Here is a 13,748-nt window from a genome sequence, read left to right as displayed (position 1 = left end):
ATATCATGACTGTAGGTATGTCTGCACTTGTGGGCGATCGCATCAAATCCCTGATTCAGTAAAAGCTAGGTTCAAATCATCAATCAACCCCAATTGTTGGGCCCACCCTGTTAAGTAACCCCGATCTAAATTCTCAGATTGGACTTTCAGAATTCCCAAAACATCATTCCATTGTTTTTGAGACTGAGACTGTTGCCGCCAGAGCAGTTTGGCCAACACAATATCTTCAGGAGAAGCCACCCAAAATTGTTCTACACCAGCTTCGTCAAGCGCTTCTAATCGTCGTCTTGCCATTTTTGAGCGATCGAATGCAGTATTAGAATTCAGCACAATATCAGCGTTCAATACTAAAGTCATGTGAGTGACGCTCAACACCATGCCTCTACCCTCTTGAATATCTTTGACCGAACCCGGAGGGCAGTAAAAACCAGCCGTTTCTAGTGCTTCAACTAATTGAAAAATATTGTCCCGCAGCAATTCAATTACTAAATCTAAATCGCGTGTTGTTCTAGGGTCGCCATAGACAGAAGCGGCAACGCCTCCTGTAATATAATAAGAGACACCTAATGTTTCAAAAATTGGGTGCAACAGTCTAGCAATTTCGCTGGGGTCTTGCGTCCACATAGATGGCTCACTGGTGGGGGTTAAAATTGGCAACCACTTGCTACCTAATATCGATCGAGCAAATCGCTCTTTGTAGGTTGAGGGACAAGCTTTTTTCATCCCGCGCAAGCTAACAGTTTTTGCCCAACGATTTAATTTTGCCCCCATTTGCCACCGTTGGGAATTGGTGAGTTGCCGCAGTAGGTAAAAATCAATTGCATCAGCTTCAGGAGTTTTATCATCCGACTGGGGACGGTATCCAGGTTTGATGGATATTTTCGGTATGGATTGAATCATTTTGCTTGTTGATTTCCCTAATTTTATATCAATTCCACAGTTGGGACAAAGGGAGAGTTTGTCCGGTAATTGCCTCATGGAAGCCTTGCTGAAGCCCTTCGAGGACAGTTTCAGTGGGGTTATCATCTGGATCGATATCAGTGTCTTCCGGCACTAAGACAATAATCCGAACGTGTCTGTGGTTGACAAGGGTAAGGGGTCTATCTATACACAGCATCCCTCGATCGTCAATTGTTCCAGTGGTTTCGATCGCTTTCATAGTCTACTTTTTTTTCTGTAAATAACAGTGTTTCCAAGGATATCAAAGAACTCAATGGATCGTGAGATATGGAGTCAGAAACCCGGTTTCTTACAACATCTCGGTGAGAATGCCAAAATTATCGCAGAAACCCGGTTTCTGGGATTTGGGCTCTGTGCGCGGGGAGTCAGAAACCGGGTTTCTTCACCAAATTTCGGTGAGGATGCTTAAATTATGGCAGAAACCCGGTTTCTGGGATTGGGGGCGGAAACCCGGTTTCTTGGTTTCTTTCTATTCTTCAAAGGTTAAATGCTGGATTAATCGATCGCTAGTTGAATCTTCTAAAAAGTAACGATAAGCATCTGCTGACTGAAATTTCGCTCGCACTCCATCTATTTTAGGTAAATTTCCCTGGCGCAAATCAATATATTCTTGATAGCTAGAAAACTCCCAATTCTCGGCTTTTTCAACTATATTAGCAGAGACTGGGTTTAAGTGAATATAGCGAGTTAAGTGTAATAAATACTCTTCTGTCTCTACATGAATCGCCTGAAATCGTCCCTGAAACAATGAACCCACCCTTTGATAGCGTTTACTGATAGCCTTAACATAAGACAGAGTAAACGCCTGCATCAGCTTGGAAAAACGATCGGTTTTCAAGTAAACTAATAAATGATAGTGGTTTGGCATCAAACAATACGCAATAATATCGACACCATGATTAATCAGATGGTTTCTTAATTGGCGTAAAAAATAAATATAGTTTTCTCGCTCAAAAAAGATAAGCTGACGGTTATTGCCTCGGTTATAAATATGGTAGTAATTACCCGCTTGCAAGATAACTTGGCGACGTGGCATTTGGCAGATCGGATGGTACGTGTGCGACTCAGAAACCGGGTTTCTTCCTAAATCCGGCGTGAGATGCCAAAATTATCGCAGAAACCCGGTTTCTGGGATTTGGGCTCTGTGCGCGGGAGTCAGAAACCGGGTTTCTTCCTAAAATCTCGGCGATGATGCAGAAATTATCGCAGAAACCCGGTTTCTGGGATTTGGGCTCTGTGCGCGGGAGTCAGAAACCGGGTTTCTTCCTAAATCGGGCGTGAGATACCAAAATTATCGCAAAAACCCGGTTTCTGGGATTTGGGCTCTGTGCGCGGGAGTCAGAAACCGGGTTTCTTCCTAAAATCTCGGCGATGATGCAGAAATTATCGCAAAAACCCGGTTTCTTGGATTTACTAGCTGCCGCCAATCCGGGCGACATCGCGAGCATTTTCTTCAAACGCAGCCGTCAGCGCATCATCACCGCTTAAACCCGATGCGATCGCCCTTTCAATAGCCTGCAACACCCGCTTGTAATCCCTCGGCATCACCTTCACAAACACCGGCACCATCGAATCCCAATTTGCCAAAACCTTCGATGCTTTCGCACTTCCAGTTAAATCAAAGTGAGTCTGAATTAACTGCCGCAAATCGCTAATTTCCTCAACATCCTCCAATTTTTCCAAATCCACCATCGACATATTGCAGCGAGTAGCAAAATCCCCCGCTTCATCCAAAATGTAAGCGACGCCGCCACTCATACCCGCTGCAAAATTGCGCCCGGTTTCGCCCAAAACTACAACTTTGCCACCAGTCATGTACTCGCAACCGTGATCGCCCACACCTTCAACTACTGCGTTAACGCCGGAGTTACGCACCCCAAAACGTTCGCCCGCCATCCCTCGGATGAAAACCTCACCAGCAGTCGCGCCGTAAAGCACTACGTTACCGACAATCACGTTTTCTTCCGCGACAAAGGTGGAAGCGTGCGACGGATACAGGATAATCTTGCCGCCGCTGAGCCCCTTGCCCAAATAGTCGTTAGCTTCGCCTTCGAGTTCCAGGGTGACTCCCTTGGGCACGAATGCGCCAAAGCTTTGCCCAGCGCTGCCTTGGAAGTGCAGGTGCACCGTGTCATCCGGCAAACCTTCCCAGTTGCGCTTGGTGATTTCGTTGCCGAGAATTGTGCCGACAACGCGGTTGACATTGGTAATCGGCAGTTTGGCGTGGACTTTTTCGCCATTTTCGATCGCACCTTTGCACAAATCCAACAACACAGTCATGTCGAGGGACTTTTCCAAACCGTGATCCTGCGCCATCTGACAATAGCGCCCGACATCCGCGCCAACTTCCGGCTGATAAAGGATTTTCGAGAAATCCAAACCCTTAGCCTTCCAGTGTTCCACCGCTTGCTGAGGTTCCAAAACATCAGTGCGGCCAACCATTTCATTCAACGTGCGGAAGCCCAACTGCGCCATAATTTCCCGGACTTCCTGCGCGATGAAAGTCATAAAGTTTACCGTGTGATCGGGGTCGCCGGTAAAGTTTTTCCGCAGCAGTGGGTCTTGCGTTGCCACGCCCACGGGGCAAGTGTTCAGGTGGCAAACGCGCATCATGATGCAGCCCAATGTCACCAGCGGCGCGGTAGCAAAACCGAATTCCTCAGCGCCAAGCAAGGCAGCAATTACTACATCGCGGCCGGTTTTCATTTGACCGTCAGTTTCCACGACAATCCGGCTGCGGAGATTGTTGAGTACCAAAGTTTGGTGAGTTTCAGCCAGTCCCAATTCCCAAGGTAATCCCGCGTGTTTGATCGAAGTTTGCGGCGAAGCGCCGGTTCCGCCGTCGTAGCCGGAAATCAACACGACATCGGCGTGGGCTTTCGCAACCCCGGCCGCGATCGTCCCGACTCCCACTTCCGACACGAGTTTGACGCTAATCCGCGCTTCCCGGTTGGAATTTTTCAAGTCGTGAATCAATTCGGCCAAATCTTCGATCGAATAAATGTCGTGGTGAGGAGGAGGCGAAATCAAACCCACACCCGGAGTCGAGTTCCGCACCTTCGCAATCCACGGGTATACTTTTTTACCGGGCAACTGTCCGCCTTCACCGGGTTTCGCGCCTTGCGCCATCTTGATTTGCAGTTCCCGCGCTTGGGAAAGGTACAAGCTGGTAACGCCGAAACGCCCGGAAGCAACTTGTTTGATCGCGCTGTTTTTCGAGTCGCCGCGATCGTTCGTCCAAGTGTAGCGATCGGGATCTTCGCCGCCTTCACCGGTGTTCGATTTGCCACCAATGCGGTTCATCGCGATCGCCAGAGATTCGTGGGCTTCTTTAGAAATCGAACCGTAACTCATCGCCCCAGTTTTAAAGCGTTTGAGAATAGATTCGATCGGCTCAACTTCCTCAATGGGTATCGATTCCCGCTGTTTGAATTGCAACAAACCGCGCAAGGTAAAATGCTGCTGGTTTTGTTCGTTTACCAGCCCAGAATACTGTTTGAAAAGCGTATAACTGCCCTCGCGCACCGACTTTTGCAGCGCGTGAATTGTCTGCGGACTAAACAAGTGCGCCTCGCCTTCTTTCCGCCACTGATATTCGCCGCCGACATCGAGAGTATGTCCGCTGGCTGGGCGGTCTGGGAATGCGTGGGTATGGCGCAAAATAGCTTCTTGGGCGATGACTTCGAGGTCTACGCCTTCAATCCGGGAGGCTGTCCAAGCAAAGTATTTATCGACTACGGATTTGTTTAAGCCGATCGCCTCAAAAATCTGCGCGCCGCGATAACTTTGAATTGTAGAAATCCCAATTTTCGAGGCAACTTTCGTCACACCTTTTGTTGCGGCTTTGATGTAGTTTTTGCAAGCTGTTTTGTACTCGACATTTAGCAGCAATCCTTCGCGGATCGAATCGGCGATCGTCTCAAAGGCCAAATACGGATTAATCGCGCCGCAACCATATCCAATAAGTGTCGCAAAGTGGTGCACTTCGCGCGGTTCGCCGGATTCGAGCACGAGTCCCGCCCGCGTGCGCGTACCTTTACGGATCAAGTGGTGGTGCAGGCCCGCAACTGCCAGCAGCGCCGGAATTGGGGCTTTGTCTGGACTGATACCCCGATCGCTCAGAATGAGGATATTCACCCCGGAGGCGATCGCGCTGTCTGCTGCTGCAAAAACCTCTTCTAAGGCTTGTTCTAGACCTTTTACGCCGCTTTTGGGGTCAAACAAAATCGGCACGGTGACGGACTTGAAATTGCCCTCATTTACGTGTTGGAGCTTAGCTAATTCTTCATTGCTGAGAATTGGCGTTTTCAGTTCAATTAAATGACAGCTTTCGGGTTCTGGTTTGAGCAAATTGCGTTCAGCGCCGATCGTAGTTTCGGCAGAAGTTACAATTTCTTCGCGGATAGAATCGATCGGCGGATTGGTAACTTGAGCAAACAACTGCTGGAAGTATTCGTAAAGCAATTTTGGCCGATTGGAAAGCACCGCCAGCGGCGTATCCGCACCCATCGCGCCGACAGCTTCCACGCCATCTTTTGCCATCGGTGCTAACAGCAACCGCAGTTCTTCAAAGGTGTAGCCAAAGGCCATTTGGCGCTGCAATAATGTTTCGGGATGAGATTCTGCCAATGCCGGCGCATCTTTCAGTTTGGCGATTTCGACCATGTGCTGGTCGATCCACTGGCGGTACGGGTGTTCTGTGGCGATTTTGGTTTTAATTTCCTCGTCAGAGACGATGCGGCCTTCCTCGGTATTTACCAGGAACATCCGCCCCGGTTGCAAGCGACCTTTTGATACAATTCGTTCAGGGGCGATCGGCAAAACTCCGGCTTCCGATGCCATAATTACCAAGTCGTCTTTGGTAACGCAGTAGCGGGAAGGGCGCAAACCGTTGCGATCGAGCACGGCCCCGATCGATGTACCATCGGTAAATGCGATCGAAGCTGGGCCGTCCCAAGGTTCCATCAAGCAAGAATGGTATTCGTAGAAAGCTTTTTTCTCGTCACTCATGGACTCGTGGGCTGTCCAAGGTTCGGGAATCATCATCATGACAGCGTGCGGCAAAGAACGCCCGGCCAAAGTCAGCAATTCCAAAGCATTGTCAAAAATCGTCGAGTCGCTGCCTTCGATATTGATTAAATTGGGGATTTTCTTTAAGTCATCGCCGAATAGTTCCGACTCGAACAGCGATTGCCGCGCGTGCATCCAGTTAATGTTGCCGCGCATTGTGTTAATTTCGCCGTTGTGGGCGATGTAGCGGTAAGGGTGCGATCGTTCCCAACTCGGAAAAGTATTGGTGCTGAAGCGCGAGTGAACTAGGGCTAGAGCGCTTTCCATGTCTGGGTCGTGCAGTTCGGGATAGTAATCGCCGACTTGCACCGGCATTAACATACCCTTGTAGACGATCGTCCGGCACGAGAGAGTGGAATTGTACCAGTAGGGGTCTGTGTTAGTTCTGCGGATGGCGTTGTGAGCCCGTTTGCGGATGACGTACAGTTTCCGCTCGAAAGCCGCCTCGTCAATACCTGCGGCGCGCCGGAGGAACACTTGCTGCATGAAGGGTTCGCTAGATTTGGCGGTGTCGCCGAGGGACGAGTTGTCCGTGGGCACATCGCGCCAGCCCAGCACTTCCTGGCCTTCTTCTGCGGCGATTTCCTCAAAAATGCGTTTGCCGTTTTCCCGTTCAGTTCGATTTGGCGACGAGTAAATCGCGCCAACGCCGTACTCGCCGGCTTCGGGAAGTTCGATGTTTAGGGCCGCCGTTACTTTCTTGAGAAACTTGTGGGGCACCTGCATCAAAATCCCCGCCCCGTCTCCGGTGTTGGGTTCGCAGCCGCACGCGCCTCGGTGGTCGAGGTTCAGCAGGATTGTTAGTGCCTGCTCGACTATTTCGTGGGATTTGTTACCCTTCATGTGTACGATGAATCCGACTCCGCAAGCGTCGTGCTCGAACTGCGGATCGTACAAGCCTTGTTTTTGTGGCAGTCCGTTGCTGTTCATTTTGATGTGTCTCTCAAAGTGGTGAAAAGATGTTGATCTAGAGTAGATGGTGGGATGCCGATCGATCTAGTATCATGTATTATATGTGGATCTACTCAATTAGGTAGAGTTACCAAAAAATCCCAGCTTTTTATATTCGAGTAAAAAAATAGTTAAAGCCGATCACTTAACTATGGAACCCGGAGGTCTAAATATTTATGCTTAAAGACTCTTCAATTATGTGAATTATTAAACCGCAGAGGCCGCAGAGAGCGCAGAGGAAGAGAGATGAGTAATTCCGATACCAACTCACATCTTGCACCATTGTTAATAAGCTTTTCAAGGGCGGGCAAGATGCCTGTTCCACAAAATTTACTCTCTGTGGAACAGGCCGGAAAGCCTGTTCTTGAGAAATGAGTTTATAGCATTGTTAATGCGACTGTATCCTCAGCGTCTGGGTGACATTCTCCACCAGCATTTTGCCTTCTCATCCGCGATGAACCTTTCTGAAAAATTGCAAAAAGTCGATCGACTCAAAGCCTGGTTGGATAGCTTTCGTCCGCTTTCTCCCACGCTGGTTGCAGAATTGAAAAAACTCTACGATGTTCGGTTTACTTATCACTGCTTCACAGAACTTAGCCAAACTTATTCAAGTCTAACTATTCAACCAGGTTTCATCCCAGAGGGTCTCTAACCAGATGCTAGAATTTTTGCAGCAGCAGTCTCAAGAGCTGGATTAGGATTCACCTTTAATCAATATTCAAGAACCAGCGCCCTTTCTATGAAGATTTGATGTAGATTGGGGCGATCGAACCCATAACAGGTGACAACAGCTATGTTGGTTTTGCTATGGTTGTTAAGGCAGGTCGATCGGGCTGAGCGCAACTCTTGCAAAACTCTACAGTCGGCTAACCAGTGCCCGCAGGTGGGCTTCGGTTTTAACTATAGATTAGTTAATCTCAAAAAACAACGTCGTTTACCAAAGGATTCAGCAAGCAATCCTCAAGGAGTGAAAATCATGGTTCAGATTCAAGAAATTTCTCAAGTATCTACCCTGCACGCACCTGCAGCACCCAACGGAGTAGCCGCTACAGAATTGCGGCCTTGGGGCTCATTTACGACTCTAGAAGAAGGCCCAGGATATAAAATTAAGCGGATCGAAGTTAAGTCTGGACACCGCCTCAGCCTGCAAATGCACCACCACCGCAGCGAACACTGGATTGTGGTTTCAGGTACTGCAAAAGTTACTTGTGGCGAAACTGAACAAGTTCTGTTTACCAATCAGTCTACCTACGTTCCTCAGTGCATTTCTCACCGCCTGGAAAATCCGGGAGTTATCCCTCTGGTTTTAATTGAGGTGCAGAATGGCGAATATCTCGGAGAAGATGATATTGTACGCTTTCAAGACGATTATGCCCGTACAGAAAAGGCTAAGTAACTCAAGTTGCTAAAAATATAGGGGTAAGGTGCGCTGCGGCGCACTTTACATTCTCTGGGTAAGGTGCAAGGCTAGGCGCACTCTACATTTTCAAAACTCAACATTACTTCCCAAATTACCAATTACAAATTACCAATTACTCATAATGATTCATCTGAGCAAAACAGCAGCAACAGAAGTAACGCGCCTCAAGTCGAAGCATCCGAACCCCAATGCTTTATTTCGTCTGGGCGTGGAATCGAGCGGCTGCTCCGGTTTGTCTTATACAATGGCATTTGACGATGGGCCAGCCCCAGAAGACGCTGTATGCGAGTCGGAGGGGATTGAAGTTGCGATCGACCCCCAGCACTTAAAATATCTCAATGAGCTCACCTTGGATTATTCAGAAGACTTGATGGGCGGAGGTTTCCGATTTCACAATCCCAATGCCGCTCAAAGCTGTAGCTGTGGCAACTCCTTTTCTGCTAAGGAATAACCAACCTGTAGGGTGCGTCAATCGATTTTAGATTTTAGATTTTAGATTTTAGAGGCGACCCCACGGATAAATGCGGGGGCTTGAGGATTTGCGATTTGCGATTTTGGATTGATTCCACGGATAAATCACGTGGCGGGTACCATCAAGAAATTCTTGGTCAGTTGCAGATAATTCTTCAATTCTAAAATCTAAAATAGATTGACGCACCTGACACAATAAGCAATAACCAATATGATTTATAGTGCGTCAGTTGCAGATAATTATAAAATTTAAAATCTAAAATTTAAAACTTAAAATCTAAAATCTAAAATCTAAAATCGTATGATGACACTCAAAGACTTAGAAAAAGTCCAAAAAACCTTCAAAGAAGCCGGTCAAGACTACCAAGTTGAACTAGAAAGCGGGAGGATTATCATTGTGGGCCCGTCAGACATTGTATCTAGTGAAATTGGCATTCGGTTGAGTGCCTTTCTCTTCGTTTGGGTGAATCCCCGCCGTTTGGGTCGAGTTTTTGACTCCGCAGGCGGCTTTATCTTACCTGATGCTAACCTTACAGCACCTGATGTTTCTTTTGTCCGAGCCGCACGTCTCAGGCAAAGTCCCCGTTATTTCGGAGAATTAGTCCCAGATTTAGTAGTAGAAATTAAATCACAGAGCGATCGCATTAAACCGCTAGAAAAAAAGATTCAGAATTTCCTAGAACTCGGAGCGCAAGTAGGAATTTTGATCGATCCAGATGAAGAAACTGTAACAGTTTATCGTCAGGAAGGTGAACCGATTGTGTTGGGAAATGAAGATATTTTGACAGTCCCCGAACTTTTCCCTGGTTGGGAATTGCCAATTGCTGAACTGTGGCCGCCAATTTTTACTGAAGCAGAAACTCAAACTGAAGCCTAATAAAGTTTATGCAGATTTTACATAGCCAGAAATGCGAAAAACCTCTCTTCTCTTCCTCTGTGTCCTCTGCGCTCTCTGCGGTTAAATAATTCCTATGCAACCGTAAACGATATCAGTGCAATGGAAAAGCTTTCAATCAAGCTGGCGTACCGAGAATAATCCACTGCATTAACTGCTCCCACTCTGGAGATTGAGCTAACAAATCTGCATCGAATTCATTTCCCGCATCCTGCGAAAACTCGGCGAAAGCTTCCGCCCAATTAATTACCGTTTCCACAGGCAAATAAGGCGTATAATTCCAAGAACGCTGCAAAAACTCTACCATCTCAACAGAATGACCGGTGCGGTACAAATACCAAGCAATCCAAACTAAGGTACTGTACTTGATTTGCTTTTCCAACAAACGTATTTTATCCGGCAATTCGGGGCGGGCAAAAAAATTGTCCATGACTGCGGCGAGGGATTTAGCCTGCGGTAAACCTTTGTACATGGCGCTTTGTTCGTGCTGGCGGTAGCAAACAGTTACTTGCTGCAACCACTCTGCTTCGCATCCCATTAAGGCTAAACGCAGCACTAAATCTGTATCTTCCGCCGGGGGAAATCGAGGATCAAATCCGCCGGCGCGCTCTAACCAGTGACGGCGAAATACCATCGCGCTGGGTAATACTGGTTTCCACCGCAGCCACATTTCTAAGTCTAATTTAGGGACATTTTGCCAGGGTTTGACATCTTTTAGCGGTTCGCCTATACTATTAACTAGACGCCAGCCGCTGTGAACTATTCCTAGATGTGGTTTCGCTGCAAATACAGCCATTTGTGCTGCTAATTTGTCGGGAAAAAAGTAGTCGTCAGCATCGAGAAAGGCGATAAATTCTCCTCGCGCTAGCTCGATGCCGTGATTTCTGGCAATCGAAACTCCTCGATTTTGTTGGTAAATGTAGCGAATTCGATCGCCATATTTCTCTAAAACTAATCTAGTGTCATCTTTGGAACCGTCGTCTATGACAATAATTTCCCAGTTAGTATAGGTTTGGTGCAGAACGCTATCTACGGCTTGGCCGACGTAAGCAGCACAGTTGTAAGCCGGAATTACTACGCTTACCTGCGGGGTGCGATCGATCGTAACATTACTCATAATTAATTATCTTAAATTCGATTGCGTCTTTATTTTACAATGAGTGTAGGGTGCGTCAGTTCCTGACGCACCCAGCAAGGGGTTATTGTGTTCATTAATTTTGGTTCAAGAATTTGCCAAGGTAAGTTGGTGCGAGTTCAGTAAATCATGGGGGCGAATAGCTGAATGGTAGCGATCGCCTTTTACCTTCAAATACTTGTCAACTATTTGCAAAACCTGTTCGGGATTGGCTGGCTTCCTCAAAAAATCGGAAGCACCTGTCAATTTCGCTCGCGTGCGGTCAATTATACTGTCTTGACTGGTCAAAAACACGATCGGAGTTTCCCGAAAAGCGGGTGTCTTTCGCAAAAAATTGCACAAAGCAAAGCCACTTGTCTTCGGCATCACCACGTCCATAAAAATTAAAGCAGGCTTTTGTTTGGCGAGGAGGCCCACTCCCTGCATGGGATCTTGAATTTTTAGGACTCGATACCCTTCCGGCAATAAAATTTGCTCTAAAAATTCGCATACTGTCGGACTGTCATCGATACAGGCAATCAAAGGGCGACCCGGCCCTGCGATCGCCGCCGCCAGGCGCCACTGTTCTATAGGCGACGGCAAGTCTGGTACTGTTCGGAAATTTACTAAACCCTGCTTGATGTAATTAACTAAAGCGCGAGTTGCCACTGTCACGCACTGCTTTTTCTTAAATGCAATATCCCAAAGAGTATTCTCGCCGTTGAATACGTTACCCAAAGCGATCAAAGAATTAGAACTAAATCGATTTTGCTGCAACTGGGCCGACGGTTTTAAAAGCGGTGCTTGTTCTGGATCTACAAGCCACAAACCCATTGCTTTCCACTTTTGCCAAATTTCTTCTGTACAACACAGAATTTTTTCTACTTCTGTTAAAGACAGCAGCAAAGAAGAGGTAATGGTAGAAAAATATTTCTGGGAGGGACGCCACTCCCGGCGCAAACCCGATTGACCGATCAGAGCAAATAACACTTCCGAAAGGCTGGTGTGGACGATCGCCCTAGCTTGTTCCAGACTCATTTCGCTGGCTGCTATCCCTCGCTGAAGCAGTTGATATTCCCACAGTTCTCCAGCATTGAGGTCTCTGAGATCCACTTGAAAGTTTCGACAGTGTTGCCCGATCGCCCTGTACCAGCGTCTCGCTCTGTGCGATCCTCCCGTGGCATACACCAAACTACCCTGAAAAAAGTAAAGTTGCCACTGTTGTTCCCCTTGCTCTAACACCAGTTTCCCCGTTGCTTGTTTCTGGCTGAGTACAGCCAGAGTATGGGACAACATTTTGTATCCGATTGCGGTAGCAGACATATCAACTCGCATCCCCTGTACTCTGTTTGTACCATTATATAGCTGCTGAGTTTTGAAAGATAACAGTAATTTTACTGAATTTGGGTTAAAAAACACCACTAATTGTGAGAATTTAACCCTCTTAGGGACTGATTCCCCCCAGGAGTTTTAGCCATGAGGATGTAACGGCTATTTGCCCTATTAACTAATCACTAAAATCGGGATTCTAACTAATAACTAATTGCCTTCGCTATCTGCAGGAGGTACTGGATCGTAACCCCCTGGATGAAAAGGATGACAGCGCAAAATCCGCTTAACTGCCATTGAGCTGCCACGGGCCGGCCCAAATCTTTCTATTGCTTCGATCGCGTATTGCGAACAAGTGGGCTGAAATCTACAGGCGTTAGGCAGGTAAGGAGAAATTCCCATTTTGTAGCCTCGGATTAATCCGACCAGCAATATTTTCACAATTTTTACCTCAGCGATTGATTAGATTAATAGGCCAATCTCGTCCGGTATCGCTGTAAGCTAGGTGCATCGAGAGCATTCCCAGCGGTTAGAGTTCCGCCAACTTTTTCTGTACCAATTATACCTTTTTTCATTATTATTTTAGATACTTAAAGCACAATTTGAGGAGATAATATGGTACTTGTCTCTGAGTTGGCTACTTGACCGATACCTAAAAAATTACCGTCTCGATCGTACACCTGCAAGGGATAGGGATGTTCGGGTATTGGGTTGTGGGGGGGATGGTTGCTACTTTCCTCATAGGGATCGATCGACGTTTCGGGAATCGGGAGGCGCTGTCCTTGAAACCAGCGTTTGGTATATTCAGGGGAAAGGACGATCGCACCTAAATGTCCCAAAACCGCCGATGGCAAAATCGGGCAAAATTTATTCTCCTGCAATTGCAGTTCTAATTCTTCAAAACTCAGACTTTGGTCGATCGAGAAACCGCTACTTTCGGTGCGAGTCAAACAAGCCAAAGTACCGCCTGTATTCAACAGTGCACCCAAATCCCGTGCGATCGCCCGAATGTAAGTACCCGCCCCGCAGGCGATCGACAAATCCAATTCAGGAAAATCCCCCGGCCGCCAATCCAAGATTTCCAGCCGAAAAACCTCGACCTTCCTAGCAGCAACTTCCACAGTTTCGCCTTTTCTAGCTAACTCATAAAGGCGTTTTCCTCCCACCTGAACCGCACTAAAACTCGGCGGAAATTGATCGATTTTTCCTAGGAAATTTGGGAGTGCAGCTTGGACTTGTTCCAAACTCAACTCTGGCACCGGTCGAGAATGGATAATTTCTCCTTCTAAATCGTCAGTAGCAGTAGTTAAGCCAAACCGAATCGTGCCTCGGTAAGCTTTATTGTGTTGGAGATATTGCAGCAGTCTGGTTGCTTTGCCCAGGGCGATCGGCAAAACGCCAGTCACAGCAGGATCGAGGGTTCCTCCGTGTCCGACTCGCTTGAGTTTCAATAGCCGGCGCACTCGCCCCACGCAGTCGTGAGATGTCATGCCCGCAGGTTTGTTGAGATTGAGAAAACCGTCAGTAGTCATTAGGAA

The 13,748-nt window shown here is 47.4% G+C and carries 12 protein-coding genes; 4 read left to right on the top strand and 8 right to left on the bottom strand.

Annotated elements, in window-relative coordinates; translation table 11 throughout:
* Positions 1-42 precede the first annotated feature (42 nt).
* From QT973_RS14670 to gltB, 4 genes are all read right to left on the bottom strand, one after another.
* Positions 43-900, bottom strand: a complete 858-nt coding sequence (locus QT973_RS14670) for a hypothetical protein (RefSeq protein WP_333341293.1) — start codon at positions 898-900, stop codon at positions 43-45.
* 28 nt (positions 901-928) lie between these two features.
* Positions 929-1,159 (bottom strand): type II toxin-antitoxin system RelN family antitoxin, encoded by a 231-nt coding sequence (locus tag QT973_RS14665; protein ID WP_333055104.1) that lies wholly within the window; start codon positions 1,157-1,159, stop codon positions 929-931.
* A gap of 270 nt (positions 1,160-1,429) precedes the next feature.
* Positions 1,430-1,996 (bottom strand): transposase, encoded by a 567-nt coding sequence (locus tag QT973_RS14660; RefSeq protein WP_333055105.1) that lies wholly within the window; start codon positions 1,994-1,996, stop codon positions 1,430-1,432.
* A 377-nt stretch (positions 1,997-2,373) separates the two neighbouring features.
* Complete coding sequence (gene gltB / locus QT973_RS14655) at positions 2,374-6,960, bottom strand: glutamate synthase large subunit (RefSeq protein WP_333391596.1); 4,587 nt, start codon at positions 6,958-6,960, stop codon at positions 2,374-2,376.
* Between the two features lie 412 nt (positions 6,961-7,372).
* Between gltB and QT973_RS14650 the strand changes: the two genes are divergently transcribed.
* The 4 genes from QT973_RS14650 to QT973_RS14635 all read left to right on the top strand — a co-directional run bounded on the left by QT973_RS14650 (position 7,373) and on the right by QT973_RS14635 (position 9,749).
* Positions 7,373-7,633 carry a hypothetical protein gene (locus tag QT973_RS14650; protein ID WP_333055107.1) on the top strand — a complete coding sequence of 87 codons (261 nt, stop codon included), beginning with the start codon at positions 7,373-7,375 and terminating at the stop codon, positions 7,631-7,633.
* Positions 7,634-7,957: 324 nt separating this feature from the next.
* Entirely contained in the window at positions 7,958-8,377 is a 420-nt protein-coding gene (locus QT973_RS14645) for a phosphomannose isomerase type II C-terminal cupin domain (RefSeq protein ID WP_333263050.1), read from the top strand.
* 145 nt (positions 8,378-8,522) lie between these two features.
* Positions 8,523-8,852, top strand: a complete 330-nt coding sequence (locus tag QT973_RS14640; protein WP_333263047.1) for an iron-sulfur cluster assembly accessory protein — start codon at positions 8,523-8,525, stop codon at positions 8,850-8,852.
* Between the two features lie 324 nt (positions 8,853-9,176).
* Positions 9,177-9,749, top strand: a complete 573-nt coding sequence (locus QT973_RS14635; protein ID WP_333055231.1) for a Uma2 family endonuclease — start codon at positions 9,177-9,179, stop codon at positions 9,747-9,749.
* A gap of 136 nt (positions 9,750-9,885) precedes the next feature.
* Here the strand turns inward: QT973_RS14635 and QT973_RS14630 are convergent, their stop codons facing one another.
* The 4 genes from QT973_RS14630 to truB form a co-directional block, all read right to left on the bottom strand.
* Complete coding sequence (locus QT973_RS14630; RefSeq protein WP_333055109.1) at positions 9,886-10,884, bottom strand: glycosyltransferase; 999 nt, start codon at positions 10,882-10,884, stop codon at positions 9,886-9,888.
* 105 nt (positions 10,885-10,989) lie between these two features.
* The gene (locus QT973_RS14625) at positions 10,990-12,204 is read right to left on the bottom strand and encodes a response regulator (RefSeq protein WP_333055110.1); all 1,215 of its coding nucleotides are present in this window, start codon (positions 12,202-12,204) and stop codon (positions 10,990-10,992) included.
* A gap of 216 nt (positions 12,205-12,420) precedes the next feature.
* Positions 12,421-12,651 carry a membrane protein insertion efficiency factor YidD gene (yidD, locus tag QT973_RS14620; protein ID WP_333055111.1) on the bottom strand — a complete coding sequence of 77 codons (231 nt, stop codon included), beginning with the start codon at positions 12,649-12,651 and terminating at the stop codon, positions 12,421-12,423.
* Between the two features lie 149 nt (positions 12,652-12,800).
* Complete coding sequence (gene truB, locus QT973_RS14615; RefSeq protein WP_333055112.1) at positions 12,801-13,742, bottom strand: tRNA pseudouridine(55) synthase TruB; 942 nt, start codon at positions 13,740-13,742, stop codon at positions 12,801-12,803.
* Positions 13,743-13,748 lie beyond the last annotated feature (6 nt).

The organism is Microcoleus sp. Z1_A1, assembly GCF_036700305.1.
Taxonomy (GTDB): domain Bacteria; phylum Cyanobacteriota; class Cyanobacteriia; order Cyanobacteriales; family Microcoleaceae; genus Microcoleus.
The sequence above is the reverse complement of the archived record's forward strand: the minus strand, read 5'-3'. Positions and strand labels throughout refer to the sequence as shown.